13 protein-coding genes are annotated in these 12,462 nt (G+C 53.1%); 3 read left to right on the top strand and 10 right to left on the bottom strand.

What is annotated here, in order from left to right; all coding sequences use genetic code 11:
- Positions 1-19 precede the first annotated feature (19 nt).
- The 5 genes from nanQ to nanR all read right to left on the bottom strand — a co-directional run bounded on the left by nanQ (position 20) and on the right by nanR (position 4,868).
- Positions 20-487 carry an N-acetylneuraminate anomerase gene (gene nanQ, locus FCH32_RS16480; protein WP_174361218.1) on the bottom strand — a complete coding sequence of 156 codons (468 nt, stop codon included), beginning with the start codon at positions 485-487 and terminating at the stop codon, positions 20-22.
- Positions 484-1,359, bottom strand: a complete 876-nt coding sequence (gene nanK, locus FCH32_RS16485; RefSeq protein WP_174361219.1) for an N-acetylmannosamine kinase — start codon at positions 1,357-1,359, stop codon at positions 484-486. The genes nanQ and nanK overlap by 4 nt, the downstream gene beginning before the upstream one ends.
- An 88-nt stretch (positions 1,360-1,447) precedes the next feature.
- Entirely contained in the window at positions 1,448-2,938 is a 1,491-nt protein-coding gene (gene nanT / locus FCH32_RS16490; RefSeq protein WP_117342747.1) for a sialic acid transporter NanT, read from the bottom strand.
- 110 nt (positions 2,939-3,048) lie between these two features.
- On the bottom strand, positions 3,049-3,942 hold the full coding sequence (nanA, locus tag FCH32_RS16495; RefSeq protein ID WP_117342748.1) for an N-acetylneuraminate lyase: 894 nt from the start codon (positions 3,940-3,942) through the stop codon (positions 3,049-3,051).
- Positions 3,943-4,076: 134 nt separating this feature from the next.
- Positions 4,077-4,868, bottom strand: a complete 792-nt coding sequence (gene nanR / locus FCH32_RS16500) for a transcriptional regulator NanR (protein ID WP_115257365.1) — start codon at positions 4,866-4,868, stop codon at positions 4,077-4,079.
- A 359-nt stretch (positions 4,869-5,227) separates the two neighbouring features.
- Between nanR and dcuC the strand changes: the two genes are divergently transcribed.
- The gene (dcuC, locus tag FCH32_RS16505) at positions 5,228-6,595 is read left to right on the top strand and encodes an anaerobic C4-dicarboxylate transporter DcuC (protein WP_174361220.1); all 1,368 of its coding nucleotides are present in this window, start codon (positions 5,228-5,230) and stop codon (positions 6,593-6,595) included.
- Positions 6,596-6,641: 46 nt separating this feature from the next.
- On the opposite strand, the gene sspB is transcribed toward dcuC, so the two are convergent.
- From sspB to zapE, 5 genes are all read right to left on the bottom strand, one after another.
- Entirely contained in the window at positions 6,642-7,145 is a 504-nt protein-coding gene (gene sspB / locus FCH32_RS16510) for a ClpXP protease specificity-enhancing factor (protein ID WP_096755484.1), read from the bottom strand.
- Between the two features lie 5 nt (positions 7,146-7,150).
- On the bottom strand, positions 7,151-7,789 hold the full coding sequence (sspA, locus tag FCH32_RS16515; protein WP_096755483.1) for a stringent starvation protein SspA: 639 nt from the start codon (positions 7,787-7,789) through the stop codon (positions 7,151-7,153).
- 314 nt (positions 7,790-8,103) lie between these two features.
- Positions 8,104-8,496 carry a 30S ribosomal protein S9 gene (gene rpsI / locus FCH32_RS16520; protein ID WP_062774136.1) on the bottom strand — a complete coding sequence of 131 codons (393 nt, stop codon included), beginning with the start codon at positions 8,494-8,496 and terminating at the stop codon, positions 8,104-8,106.
- A gap of 15 nt (positions 8,497-8,511) precedes the next feature.
- Entirely contained in the window at positions 8,512-8,940 is a 429-nt protein-coding gene (gene rplM, locus FCH32_RS16525; RefSeq protein WP_096755482.1) for a 50S ribosomal protein L13, read from the bottom strand.
- 217 nt (positions 8,941-9,157) lie between these two features.
- The gene (gene zapE / locus FCH32_RS16530; RefSeq protein WP_174361221.1) at positions 9,158-10,285 is read right to left on the bottom strand and encodes a cell division protein ZapE; all 1,128 of its coding nucleotides are present in this window, start codon (positions 10,283-10,285) and stop codon (positions 9,158-9,160) included.
- A gap of 192 nt (positions 10,286-10,477) precedes the next feature.
- Between zapE and zapG the strand changes: the two genes are divergently transcribed.
- Both zapG and degQ read left to right on the top strand, forming a co-directional pair.
- Positions 10,478-10,876 carry a Z-ring associated protein ZapG gene (gene zapG / locus FCH32_RS16535; RefSeq protein WP_045448139.1) on the top strand — a complete coding sequence of 133 codons (399 nt, stop codon included), beginning with the start codon at positions 10,478-10,480 and terminating at the stop codon, positions 10,874-10,876.
- A gap of 168 nt (positions 10,877-11,044) precedes the next feature.
- Positions 11,045-12,412, top strand: coding sequence for a serine endoprotease DegQ (degQ, locus tag FCH32_RS16540; RefSeq protein ID WP_096755480.1), 1,368 nt, complete (start codon positions 11,045-11,047; stop codon positions 12,410-12,412).
- Positions 12,413-12,462: the final 50 nt, after the last annotated feature.

A 12,462-nucleotide genomic window follows, 5' to 3' on the forward strand; every position in this document is an offset into this window, starting at 1 on the left:
CCATGTTGGTGCATTCCTATCAGGCGTGTAGCAAGCTGGCTCGGATCTTCACCACCACCTTCTTAATTTCTCCAGGTGCACTCACCACGCAGCCCGGTTTATGTGGCTCGCCAGGCATAAACACCGCGAACATCCCCGGTTTCAGGGTAACAACTTGTTCATCGGCAATCTCGCTGCACAGTTGATAATCCTCTTCAACATGCACGTCTTCGCACTGACGTGCGGAACCTGCCAAACCGAAAAAAATACGCTCTTCACCTGCCAGCAGCAATTGGATATCAATATAACATTCATGCAGCTCCGCCTTTTTTTCTTGTGGCGGTTGCGTGGCGAACTGCATCACGTTCATAAACAGATCGTCGCCTTTCAGTACATAGTGTCCCGGCGCGTTATTCTGCACGTCTACCGCCAGCGCAAGGGTCAGCGCATCAAGCAGAACAGGGGGTAATCCCGCAGCGGATAGCGACTGTAACTCGCCTAATATCATGATAACTCTCCTTGTGCTAACAATGCTGCGCCCAGCAACCCGGCGTCATGTCGGTAATGTGCTGTGCGCAGTGGGACGTGATACACCGAGGGTTCCTGCGCCAGCAGCGTGTGGACCTGCGTCAGATATCCTTGCGCCAGCCCAACGCTGCCACCCACAACTACGCACTGGCAGTCGGTAGACGCTTTGACGTCGGCAATCAGTCGCGCCAGCACCTGTGCAGAATGTGCAATCAACCGCGTGGCCTGTTTATGCCCTTGCACCGCACGCGTAAACACCGTTCTGGCATCGCAACCGGCAAGGTCGCCCTGTGCGGCAGCGGCAATTCCACGACCAGATGCAATAGCCTCCACGCAGCCGGTACGACCGCAGCCGCAGACTGGTCCATTAGGGTCTGCCAACGTATGCCCTAAATGCCCCGCCAGACCACCTGCCCCGGTGAGTAACTTGCCGTTGCTGACCACGCCGCCGCCCACACCGGTCGACACGGTGATAAATACCATGTCGCTTATCTCGTCAGCCATTACGTGGTATTCCGCCCAGGCCGCCGCCTGCGCATCATTGACCGCCATGGTCGGCAAGCCGGTCAACTCTCTTAAGGTTTGTACCAGCGGGAAGTGCATCAGCCCGCCAAGATTGAGCGGATTAATCGCCAGTAGTGTGCCCTCGCGGATAATACCGGTGGAGGCAATGGCAACGCGCTCTGCTTGCGCCTGCAGCGGCTCAATGAGCGTCTGTAACGCGGCCCGCAGGGCATCCGGCGTTTTGCTGGCAGGTGTCGGCAGTTCACGGCGTTCGCGGATCTGTAAATCGCGGTCTACCCGTGCAGCGGCCAGTTTGGTGCCGCCAATATCAATCGCCAGCGTTGTCATAGCACGACCTTTTTCAGCGTCAGTTGCTCAAGTAACGACATACTTATTCCCTTACCAAAATAGCCCGGTGCAGGACCGGGCAATCGGATTAACTTTTTGATTTCACCAGCGCGCTTTTATCGCTGCCAAACGGCACGGCTCCGCTAAACGGTTTACCATCAATGGCATCATGGGTACGCAGCGCTTCCGGGCGCAGCCAGCGCTGCACGCGGGACGGCATATCAAGGCCAATCAGCAGGATCACCACGAAAGTCAGGCTAAACGACAGCGATCCCAGCGCCGTGCCCAGATCCAGACGCTGTGCAATCAGCGCACCGATGATCGGCGCCAGTGCCCCGCCCAGCGCACCCACGTTGTAGGTAAAGCCCAGACCCGCCGCACGTTGGTCAGTATCGAAATAACCGCCGATCAGTTTGGGTAAGATCCCGGAGATCCCCTGCCCGAGCATTTGCTGGAAAAACAGCAGCAGACCCAGTACCCAGACGTTGGCACCGCCAATCGCAAACACGGGAATAATCAGCAACTGTGAGGCCAGCAGGCTGTAGACATAGGCTTTGCGCGTACCCAGCCAATCACCCAGAAAACCACCGACACAACAGCCTACCGCCGCCCCAAAGCCGCTGAAGAACAGCACCCTGGCGACCGTCGACGGGTCATACATCAATTCAGTTTTCAGGTAGGTCGGCAGCAGCGCCTGAATTGGCCACGAGTAGAGGAAGGCGAACAGCACCACTACCATCAGCATTACGCCCGTCGGCCAGCGTTTACCGCTGCTTTGCACCATAAAGCTAATGAAGATAAACGCGCAGACCAGACCGAGGATCGCCACGATAGCCGCATTTTGCAGGTTACCGGCAAAACAGAACCACAGCGCGGTTGCGGCGGCGAGCGTCATCAGAATATTAATGACCCGATGTTCACCCCGATAGAGGGTATCCACCATCGTGCGCACCGGCGCTTTGCCTTCGTGTTTTTCCTTCCAGTCTTCGGCTTCCGGAATATTTTTACGCAGCCAGAGGGCGAAGATAATCGGTACAATGCCGATGAAAAACAGCGCGCGCCACCCCCACACCGGTACCACCAGACTGTAGACCTGAGCGGCGATCACAGCCCCCACGGAGAAGCCAGAAATCAGGAAACCACTGGCTTTATTGCGCAACTGTTTAGGCCAGCTTTCAATCACATAGGTCGCACTTGAACCGTACTCACCTGCCATCCCCATGCCGATGACCAGGCGGGCGATAAACATGGTGGTGTAGCCCGGTGCAAAACCGCAGGCCAGCGTCCCTAGCGAGAACAGAATAATGCTGGTGACCATCGCCAGGCGACGTCCGTAGCGATCGCCCATCGCTCCCAGCATCAGCCCGCCAAACCAGCGAGAAATAAAGGCGGCCGAGATCAGGCTGGCAGCCTGCACCGTCGTCAACCCGAATTCACCTTGTACTTCCGTCAGCACAAGGGCAATTAAGACAAAATCAAAACCATCCAGCAAATATCCCAGCCAGGCGGCAGAGAACGCACGCCATTGTGCCCGGTTGAGATGGCGGTACCACGGAATGCTCTGGGTAGAAGTACTCATGTGACTCTCCCGACGATTTTCATTGTTGTACTGGTGGGCGACTGTGCCTCATCCGGCCTACGGTCTGCCTGTGTAGGCCGGGCAAGCAAAGAGCCCCCGGCAATCCGCTGTTACGCCTTTTCTGCCAGCAGTTGGTCAGCCAGCGCTTTCAGTTCTGGCAGGTACTTTTCGTCAACAGGGGCAAACGGCTTACGGCACAGTGGGACGGAAACCACGTCCATATAGTGCAGAACCGTTTTCAGTCCACGGAACACACCGACTTTAATCAGTAAATCGATAACCTTATTGCACTCGGTTTGCAGCTTTTGTGCCGTCTGGATGTCGCCTTCTTTGAGTGCTTTCACGATTCCCTGATAGCGCCAGCCCATAATGTTGTAGGTACTGCCGATACCACCGTCTGCCCCAGCCAGCAGGCCTGACGCGAAAATTTCGTCATAGCCGTTGTACAGCACCAGATCCGGATGGGCGCGACGGATCTGCTCCATTTGATAGAGATCGCCAGAGGTCTGCTTCAACGCGCCAACACCCGGCAACGTGACCAGCGTGTTGATCTGATCCAGCGTCAGTTTTACGCCGCTCAGCGCCGGGATGTTATAGACCACCATTGGCAAGCCATCAGAGGAATCAATAATTGCACGGTAGTGATCGCAGTGCTCTTCAAAACTGAACGGATAGTAAAACGGTGTGACGGCAGAGACAGCATCAAAGCCGTAGCGATGGGCTGCGCTCGCCAACTGCTGGCTCTCTTCGGTGCTCACCGTGCCCACATGTGCGATAAGCGTGACTTTACCCTTCGCTTCTTCCGCCACGATCTCCAGTACCTGCTCTCTTTCAGCCCGGTTCTGGACAAACGCTTCACCCGTTGAGCCACCGACGTACAGGCCATCAACACCCTGCCCAATGTTGAAACGTACCAGACGACGTAGGCTCTCAATGTCCAGTCGCTGTTGGTTGTCGAATGGGGTTAACAACGCTGGCATTACGCCTCTTAAATCTCTTGCCATAACTACCTCTGTCGATGATTAGTGTTGTCCAACTGCGTACCTTTATACCTGTTATACCAGATCAAATAAGCAGCAATACAATACAGAACGCTTATATTGCGATCTGCCTCACTAAACGATCATCAGGATCGCGATCACTTCCTCAATTTTTTATTTTTACCGAAGGCGTGCCAGGTAGCGGACACGCTGTTGAGATGGTCCTGTAATGCGCGGTCTGCTTCATCAGGATCGTGCTGACGAATGGCGTCGACAATAGCAATATGCTGTTGATAACTTACGCTATTATGCTCGTATAATTCGCGGTCAGCGACGGTCGGACGTGCGGCGATCAGCCAGTCCAGCAGCGCGACATGGATCGCCATAAAGATAGGATTACCAGGGATCTCCGCCAGCACACGGTGAAAATCCACGTCCGAACGAATGAACAGCGCGTTGTCATCCAGCGACTGGCTGTTAATCTCCAGCGCTTTCGCCAGTCTGTCAATTTGCTCGTCGGTTGCATGCTCTGCGGCGTAACGCACCAGGCTTGACTCAAAGAACAGTCGCAACTGTTCAAAGTGCGCGATGCCGCCGGGATGCGAGAGAAAATCTTTCGCCATCCCCGACAGTTCACCAATGATGGTGTCCGCAGATGGACGCGAAACGCGGGCACGTTCGCCGTTGTTGATTTGCACCAGGCCTTTACGTTTTAACGCCGCCAGGGCTTCTCGTACCGAGGGACGACCGACGTTAAAGAAGGCCATCAGCTCCCGCTCGGACGGCAACTGTTCACCCTCGCCAAACTCCCGACGACGAATCATCTGTTCCAGTTCTTCTTCAACCATTTCAGACAGCTTTTTACGCGCCAGCGGGCGGTTACGTAAACTACGGCCAATGGTGGATGGAGAGTCTTCAGCTTGCGAATCAAATGCGTTCATAGGGTCCATTCAGCTAAGTCATTGGTGAAAAACAACAGCGGGTTCATCGTAACACAGGATCGAAAGCGGGGTGAAATGGAGGTCAATCGGGTTAGCCCGCTTATTGATAACATATGAAATACAAATATATTTTCACTTAAAAACAATATGATGAATTTTAATTTCTGAGCATGACATCGAATTTATGAAATCTGCGAATATGATCGTGAAAAATTATCATAACCAACTATTTTAAAAAGAAAAATAATTTAATCTCGATTTTAAAAATACGATATTCACTCCATAAAAAACGGTAAAAAAAATATAACATCCGCTTTTATAACAGCGCTATTACCGGATTTATCTTCTTTCCTGCATGGAGTGAAAAAATGTTCGGCATCATACTTTCTGTCATCGTTTTATTAACGATGGGTTACCTGATCCTCAAAAACTACAAACCCCAGGTGGTCCTTGCGGCTGCCGGGATCTTCCTAATGATCTGCGGCGTCTGGCTGGGGTACGGTGCGCTGGTTGCACCCGAAAAAAGCAGCGGCTACCTGCTGGTTGATATTTATAACGAAATTCTGCGCATGCTCTCCAGTCGTGCAGCAGGTTTGGGGCTGTCGATTATGGCCGTCGGTGGCTATGCCCGCTATATGGACAGGATGGGAGCCAGTCGGGCGATGGTGAGCTTGCTGAGCCGTCCGCTAAAGCTTATCCGCTCACCGTATATCGTGCTTGCCGCCACCTATGTGATCGGTCAGATCATGGCGCAGTTCATTACCAGCGCCTCCGGGTTAGGGATGTTGCTGATGGTCACCCTCTTCCCGACGCTGGTCAGCCTTGGCGTAAGCCGTTTGTCGGCAGTGGCGGTCATTGCCACGTCAATGTCGATTGAATGGGGTATTCTGGAAACAAACTCGATTTTTGCTGCTCAGGTAGCGGGAATGAAAATCGCCACCTACTTCTTCCACTACCAGTTACCCGTGGCCTCGTGCGTGATTATCGCCGTTGCTATTGCGCACTTTTTTGTGCAGCGCCAGTTTGATAAAAAAGCGGCACCAGAAAACATCGGCTTTACCGAACAAAAGGTGCTGGAAGATGTTCCGCCGCTCTATTACGCCATTTTACCGGTGATGCCACTGATCCTGATGCTAGGCTCGCTGTTCCTTGCACATAGTGGATTCATGAAAACAGAGCTGAATCTGGTGGTGGTGATGCTGATGAGCATGACAGTCACCATGCTTGTCGAATTCTTTCGCACCCATAATCTGCGCGAAACCATGGATGATGTGCAGGCGTTTTTTGATGGCATGGGCACCCAGTTCGCCAATGTCGTGACGCTGGTCGTCGCCGGTGAGATCTTTGCCAAAGGCTTAACCACCATCGGCACTGTCGACGCGGTGATTAGGGGGGCGGAACATTCCGGGCTTGGCGGTATCGGCGTGATGATCATCATGGCGGTGGTCATCGCCGCCTGCGCCATTGTCATGGGCTCCGGTAACGCACCGTTTATGTCATTCGCCAGCCTGATCCCGGACATCGCCGCAGGGCTGCATATTCCGGCGGTGGTAATGATTATGCCAATGCACTTTGCCACTACCCTGGCCCGCGCGGTTTCACCCATTACTGCGGTCATTGTAGTAACTTCCGGTATTGCGGGTGTATCGCCTTTTGAGGTGGTTAAACGCACGGCGATCCCAATGGCGGTAGGATTTGTGGTGAATATGATAGCCACGATTGTGCTGTTTTATTGATGGCTGGCACAGAAAGCAAAACAGGCCCGCAAGGGCCTGTTTGATTTTACTTCACTACGCGTAGCGCCGGACGCCCACCACGCGGAGGTGGCGGCGTATCATCCGGGTCGTTGTCATCACCGTGATCGGGCTTATCGCCATCAATGACGGACATGACCGTTTCGCTTTCAAAGCCGGACGTGTCGTTGTCGTCATCATTTAAGCTGGCGACATCTTCGTCGTAGGCCGCTTCTGGCTCGAACATGGTACCTGCACCGTTTTCACGGGCATAGATAGCCAGAACAGCAGCCAGCGGCACGGAAACCTGACGCGGTATACCGCCAAAGCGCGCGTTAAAACGCACTTCGTCGTTTGCCAGTTCCAGGTTGCCCACTGCACGTGGAGCAATATTCAGAACAATTTGCCCGTCACGCGCATATTCCATAGGAACCTGCACATCCGGAAGCGTCACATCCACCACCAGGTGCGGCGTGAGCTGGTTGTCTAACAACCACTCATAGAATGCGCGCAGCAGATACGGACGGCGCGGTGATAGCTGTGGCAAATCCATACAGATTAACCCCGGCCCAGACGCATTTCACGTTCAGGCTCAGTCAGAGAAGCCAGGAAAGAGTCACGTTCAAATACGCGGGTCATATACCCTTTCAGCTCTTTCGAACCAGCACCGCTGAATTCAATACCCAGCTGCGGTAAACGCCACAGCAGCGGCGCCAGGTAGCAGTCTACCAGGCTGAACTCATCGCTCAGGAAATACGGTTTCTGACTAAACACTGGCGCAATTGCCAGCAGCTCTTCGCGCAGTCGCTTACGTGCGACGTCCGCTTCAGAAGCAGAACCGTTTACGATGACGTTCATCAGCGTATACCAGTCTTTTTCAATACGCTGCATGTACAGGCGGCTTTCACCACGCGCAACCGGGTAAACCGGCATCAGCGGCGGATGCGGGAAACGCTCATCCAGGTATTCCATAATGATGCGAGATTCCCATAGGGTCAGCTCACGATCCACCAGTGTCGGTACGCTCTGATTCGGGTTGAGGTCGATCAGATCCTGAGGTGGATTGTCTTTCTCCACATGCTCAATCTCGAAACTAACACCTTTCTCCGCCAGTACAATGCGGACCTGATGGCTATAGATGTCAGTAGGACCAGAAAACAGCGTCATTACCGAACGTTTGTTGGCAGCGACAGCCATGAAAACCTCCAGGTATATTAAGAATTTTACTGCTACCAGCCACCAGGTGGCCAGCCAGAAGTGATGTCACCCAGATTCGGAAAGCCATTGCTGTTCAAAATACAAACAAAAAATGAACAATACCGCACATTTGGGCAGAAAATTGGATGATAGTTTACCAGATTTTGTGACCTTTGTGGTGAGTCGATTCTGGAAATGGGAAAAAAGAGGTGGCAATCAGCAGATTACCGTGCTTATTCGCGGGTAAAAATCCATAAAAAAACCCGCCGAGGCGGGTTTTTTCGCAAATTGCAATCTGCCGAAGCAGAAACCAATTAACGCTTGGAGAACTGAGGACGACGACGTGCTTTACGCAGGCCGACTTTCTTACGTTCAACTTCACGAGCATCACGAGTAACGAAGCCTGCTTTACGCAGTTCGCCACGCAGTGACTCGTCATATTCCATCAGTGCGCGGGTGATACCGTGACGGATCGCACCAGCTTGACCAGAAATACCACCACCTTTAACGGTGATGTACAGGTCCAGTTTACCAATCATGTCGACCAGTTCCAGCGGCTGACGAACTACCATGCGGGCAGTTTCACGACCGAAGTACTGTTCCAGAGAACGTTGATTGATAACGATTTTACCACTGCCCGGTTTGATGAAAACGCGAGCTGCAGAACTTTTGCGGCGACCAGTGCCGTAGTATTGATTTTCAGCCATTGCCTATAATCCCGATTAGATGTCAAGAACTTGCGGTTGCTGTGCCGCGTGGTTGTGCTCATTGCCCGCGTAAACTTTCAGTTTACGGTACATTGCACGACCCAGCGGGCCTTTTGGCAGCATGCCTTTAACCGCGATTTCAATCACACGCTCAGGATGGCGAGCAATCATCTCTTCAAAGGTCGCTTCTTTAAGACCACCGACGTAGCCACTGTGACGGTAGTACATTTTGTCAGTACGCTTGTTGCCAGTTACCGCAACTTTGTCAGCGTTCAGAACGATGATGTAATCACCGGTATCTACGTGCGGAGTGTATTCCGCTTTGTGCTTACCGCGCAGGCGCAGAGCCAGTTCGGAAGCCAGACGGCCCAGAGTTTTACCGGTCGCGTCAACAACATACCAGTCGCGTTTTACGGTTTCTGGTTTAGCTGTAAAAGTTTTCATTAAAAGCTTACCCAAATAAATTAGTTACACGTTGGTGAACACCCAAACGTTTTGTCAGTTGAGGTTCACACGACATTGTCCAGCAAACCTACCCCTTCGAATAGCCTATGCCGGCACATAGAAAGTTTTGGGAAAAAACTCTCTCGTAACGTGGGGTCGCAAGATTATAGAGAAGTCAGGGTCAAAGATCGACCCCTTTATGTGATTTGCGGTGGGTTTAACCGGCTAAATGTTCGCGCTTCAGATACTCTTCGCTTTGCATCTCCTGCAAACGCGACAAACAGCGCTGGAATTCAAACTTTAGGCGCTCTCCCCGGTAGATCTCATATAAAGGAACTGCCGCACTCACCACCAGCTTGACGTGGCGTTCGTAGAACTCATCTACCAGCGCGATAAAGCGCCGTGCTTCGCTCTCCATCAACGACGTCATCACTGGGACGTCAGAGAGCAACACGGTGTGAAACAGGCGCGATAGCGCAATATAGTCGTGCTGACTGCGGGCATCGACGCACAGGGTAGTAAACGAGACGCCCAGCGTTTGGTTTTCGACGGCCAGTGTCTGCATCGGGCGATGATTTATCTCAAGCGTCGGCGCATGTTCACTTTTGCTTCCCGCTAACGCCAGCCACAGCTTATCCATCTGCCGTTGGGTTTCATCATTCAGCGGCGATAACCATAAATGCGCCTGGGTTAACGTACGCAGACGGTAATCAACTCCGGCATCCACATTCATGATGTCGCAGTACTGTTTAATAGCCTCAATCGCCGGAAGAAAGCGGGCACGTTGCAGACCATTGCGGTACAGGTCATCAGGCGGAATATTGGATGTCGCCACGAGCGTGATGCCGCGGGCGAACAGCGCTTTCATTAATCCACCGAGCAGCATCGCATCGGTGATATCTGAGACAAAAAACTCATCAAAGCACAGCACGTCGGTTTCTGCCTTAAAGCGGTCGGCAATCACTTCCAGCGGGTCGCTTTGCCCTTGCAGGGCGGTCAACTCTTCATGTACGCGCAGCATAAAGCGGTGAAAGTGCAAACGCTGTTTACGCGTGCCCGGCAGGCTATGGTAGAAAAGGTCCATCAGCCAGGTTTTCCCGCGCCCCACGCCCCCCCACATATACAGACCACGCACCGGCGTGCTCTCCGTCGGTTCACGTTTACCCAAAAATTTGCTAAAGCGAGCAATCAGCCCACTTTCCTGCAACGCAGGACGGGCTGGGGCAGTCAGTTCCTGGAAAATAATATCCAGTCGATTCACTGCCTCTTGCTGTACGTTGTCGGGTTGATGACTGCCGTCGTTGAGGGCCTGCAGGTAACGCGATGTCGGGGAAAAGCTTTGCATGATGTTATTGTTATTCCTTGAGAATCGATGTGCCGTCGCTCACGGTTGACGAAAAAAAGGCCGTTCTACACTACGCGATATAAAGTCGGGATTCCACTTCTACGGGATTAGCGGTTATAGTGGCATAATCAGGCGCAGGCATGGAGCCTAAAGCCAACACCCTACGGAAACACAAGACAACGGGAGATGTTCATGACCTGGGAATATGCGCTAATTGGGTTAGTCGTCGGTATCATTATTGGTGCCGTAGCCATGCGTTTTGGTAATCGTAAATTACGCCAACAGCAGGCATTGCAGTACGAACTGGAAAAAAACAAAGCTGAGCTGGAAGAGTATCGTGAAGAGCTGGTAAGCCACTTTGCCCGCAGCGCTGAGCTACTGGATAACATGGCCGACGACTATCGTCAGATCTACCAACATATGGCAAAAAGTTCCAGCAACCTGCTGCCGGGTATGTCGCCAGAATCCAACCCGTTCCGTAACCGTCTGGCAGAGTCTGAAGCAGGCAACGATCAGGCACCGGTTCAGATGCCACGCGACTATTCCGAAGGGGCCTCCGGCCTGCTGCGTAGTGGCGCAAAGCGCGACTAACTGCACATCGTTAAGAAATTTATTGGGCGCAGCAATTGCGCCCTCCGCTTCTCTTCCCGTCCCAGCTATTATTTAGTCGTTAGCCGCATTGTGACCAAACCGAAAATTCAATAACATCAAACTGTTTTGAATCATCTTCCGTTTACTCAAGGTACGAGAGCAGGATCAATGAAAAAACAAACCCAGCTGTTGAGTGCATTAGCGTTAAGTGTCGGGTTAACTCTCTCGGCGCCGTTTCAGGCCATTGCGTCGATACCCGGCCAGGTTCCCGGTCAAGCCGCACTCCCCAGCCTCGCACCAATGCTGGAGAAAGTGTTACCTGCGGTCGTGAGCGTGAGGGTCGAAGGTACCGCCGCACAGGGGCAGAAAGTCCCGGAAGAATTCAAAAAATTTTTTGGCGATGACCTACCCGATCAGCCGTCACAACCGTTCGAAGGCCTGGGTTCAGGAGTCATCATCGACGCCGCCAAAGGCTACGTGCTAACCAATAACCACGTTATTAATCAGGCACAGAAGATCAGTATCCAGCTCAACGACGGTCGCGAGTTTGACGCCAAGCTGATTGGTAGCGACGATCAGAGCGATATCGCCCTACTGCAAATCCAGCACCCTAGCAACCTGACACAAATTGCCATCGCCGACTCCGACAAACTCCGCGTGGGTGATTTTGCCGTCGCCGTCGGTAACCCGTTCGGGCTGGGGCAAACGGCAACCTCCGGCATCGTCTCGGCATTGGGTCGCAGCGGCCTGAATCTGGAAGGTCTGGAAAACTTTATTCAGACCGATGCGTCCATTAACCGGGGTAACTCCGGTGGCGCGCTGCTTAATCTGAATGGTGAATTGATCGGTATTAACACCGCCATTCTGGCACCGGGCGGCGGCAGTATCGGCATTGGCTTTGCCATTCCCAGCAACATGGCGCGCACGCTGGCGCAGCAGTTAATGCAGTTTGGCGAAATCAAACGCGGCCTGTTGGGTATTAAAGGGACGGAAATGACCGCCGACATCGCCAAAGCGTTCAAGCTGGATGTGCAGCGCGGCGCGTTTGTTAGCGAAGTGCTGCCGAACTCTGGCTCCGCGAAGGCGGGCGTGAAATCCGGTGACGTCATTACCAGCCTCAACGGCAAGCCGCTGAACAGTTTTGCCGAGTTACGTTCGCGTATTGCCACCACTGAACCGGGCACCAAGGTTAAACTGGGTCTGCTACGTAACGGTAAGCCACTGGAGGTGGAAGTCACACTGGATACCAGCACGTCGTCGTCCGCCAGTGCGGAGATGATCGCCCCGGCGTTACAAGGTGCAACGCTTAGCGACGGTCAGTTAAAAGACGGCACTAAAGGCATCAAGATTGATAACGTCGAAAAAAGCAGCCCAGCCGCGCAAGCCGGTCTGCACAAAGATGACGTTATCATCGGTGTAAACCGCGATCGCGTGAACTCCATTGCCGAAATGCGCAAGGTGCTGGAAGCGAAACCGTCGATCATCGCGTTGCAGGTGGTACGCGGTAACGAGAATATCTATCTGCTCCTGCGTTAAGCTGGTAGACCGGACATCAGCCCACCGTGTGATGTCCGGTAAACTCGTGA

Origin of the sequence: Citrobacter gillenii, from assembly GCF_013337685.1 — a bacterium.
GTDB lineage: Bacteria > Pseudomonadota > Gammaproteobacteria > Enterobacterales > Enterobacteriaceae > Citrobacter > Citrobacter gillenii.

Bases quoted from the DNA above. Each gene is read 5' to 3' on its own strand.
- nanT (WP_117342747.1), bottom strand. From the start codon at position 2,938: ATGAGTACTTCTACCCAGAGCATTCCGTGGTACCGCCATCTCAACCGG.
- sspA (WP_096755483.1), bottom strand. From the start codon at position 7,789: ATGGCTGTCGCTGCCAACAAACGTTCGGTAATGACGCTGTTTTCTGGT.
- zapG (WP_045448139.1), top strand. From the start codon at position 10,478: ATGACCTGGGAATATGCGCTAATTGGGTTAGTCGTCGGTATCATTATT.
- nanK (WP_174361219.1), bottom strand. From the start codon at position 1,359: ATGACAACGCTGGCGATTGATATTGGCGGCACCAAACTGGCCGCTGCA.
- rplM (WP_096755482.1), bottom strand. From the start codon at position 8,940: ATGAAAACTTTTACAGCTAAACCAGAAACCGTAAAACGCGACTGGTAT.
- degQ (WP_096755480.1), top strand. From the start codon at position 11,045: ATGAAAAAACAAACCCAGCTGTTGAGTGCATTAGCGTTAAGTGTCGGG.
- zapE (WP_174361221.1), bottom strand. From the start codon at position 10,285: ATGCAAAGCTTTTCCCCGACATCGCGTTACCTGCAGGCCCTCAACGAC.
- dcuC (WP_174361220.1), top strand. From the start codon at position 5,228: ATGTTCGGCATCATACTTTCTGTCATCGTTTTATTAACGATGGGTTAC.
- sspB (WP_096755484.1), bottom strand. From the start codon at position 7,145: ATGGATTTGCCACAGCTATCACCGCGCCGTCCGTATCTGCTGCGCGCA.
- nanQ (WP_174361218.1), bottom strand. From the start codon at position 487: ATGATATTAGGCGAGTTACAGTCGCTATCCGCTGCGGGATTACCCCCT.
- nanR (WP_115257365.1), bottom strand. From the start codon at position 4,868: ATGGACCCTATGAACGCATTTGATTCGCAAGCTGAAGACTCTCCATCC.
- rpsI (WP_062774136.1), bottom strand. From the start codon at position 8,496: ATGGCTGAAAATCAATACTACGGCACTGGTCGCCGCAAAAGTTCTGCA.
- nanA (WP_117342748.1), bottom strand. From the start codon at position 3,942: ATGGCAAGAGATTTAAGAGGCGTAATGCCAGCGTTGTTAACCCCATTC.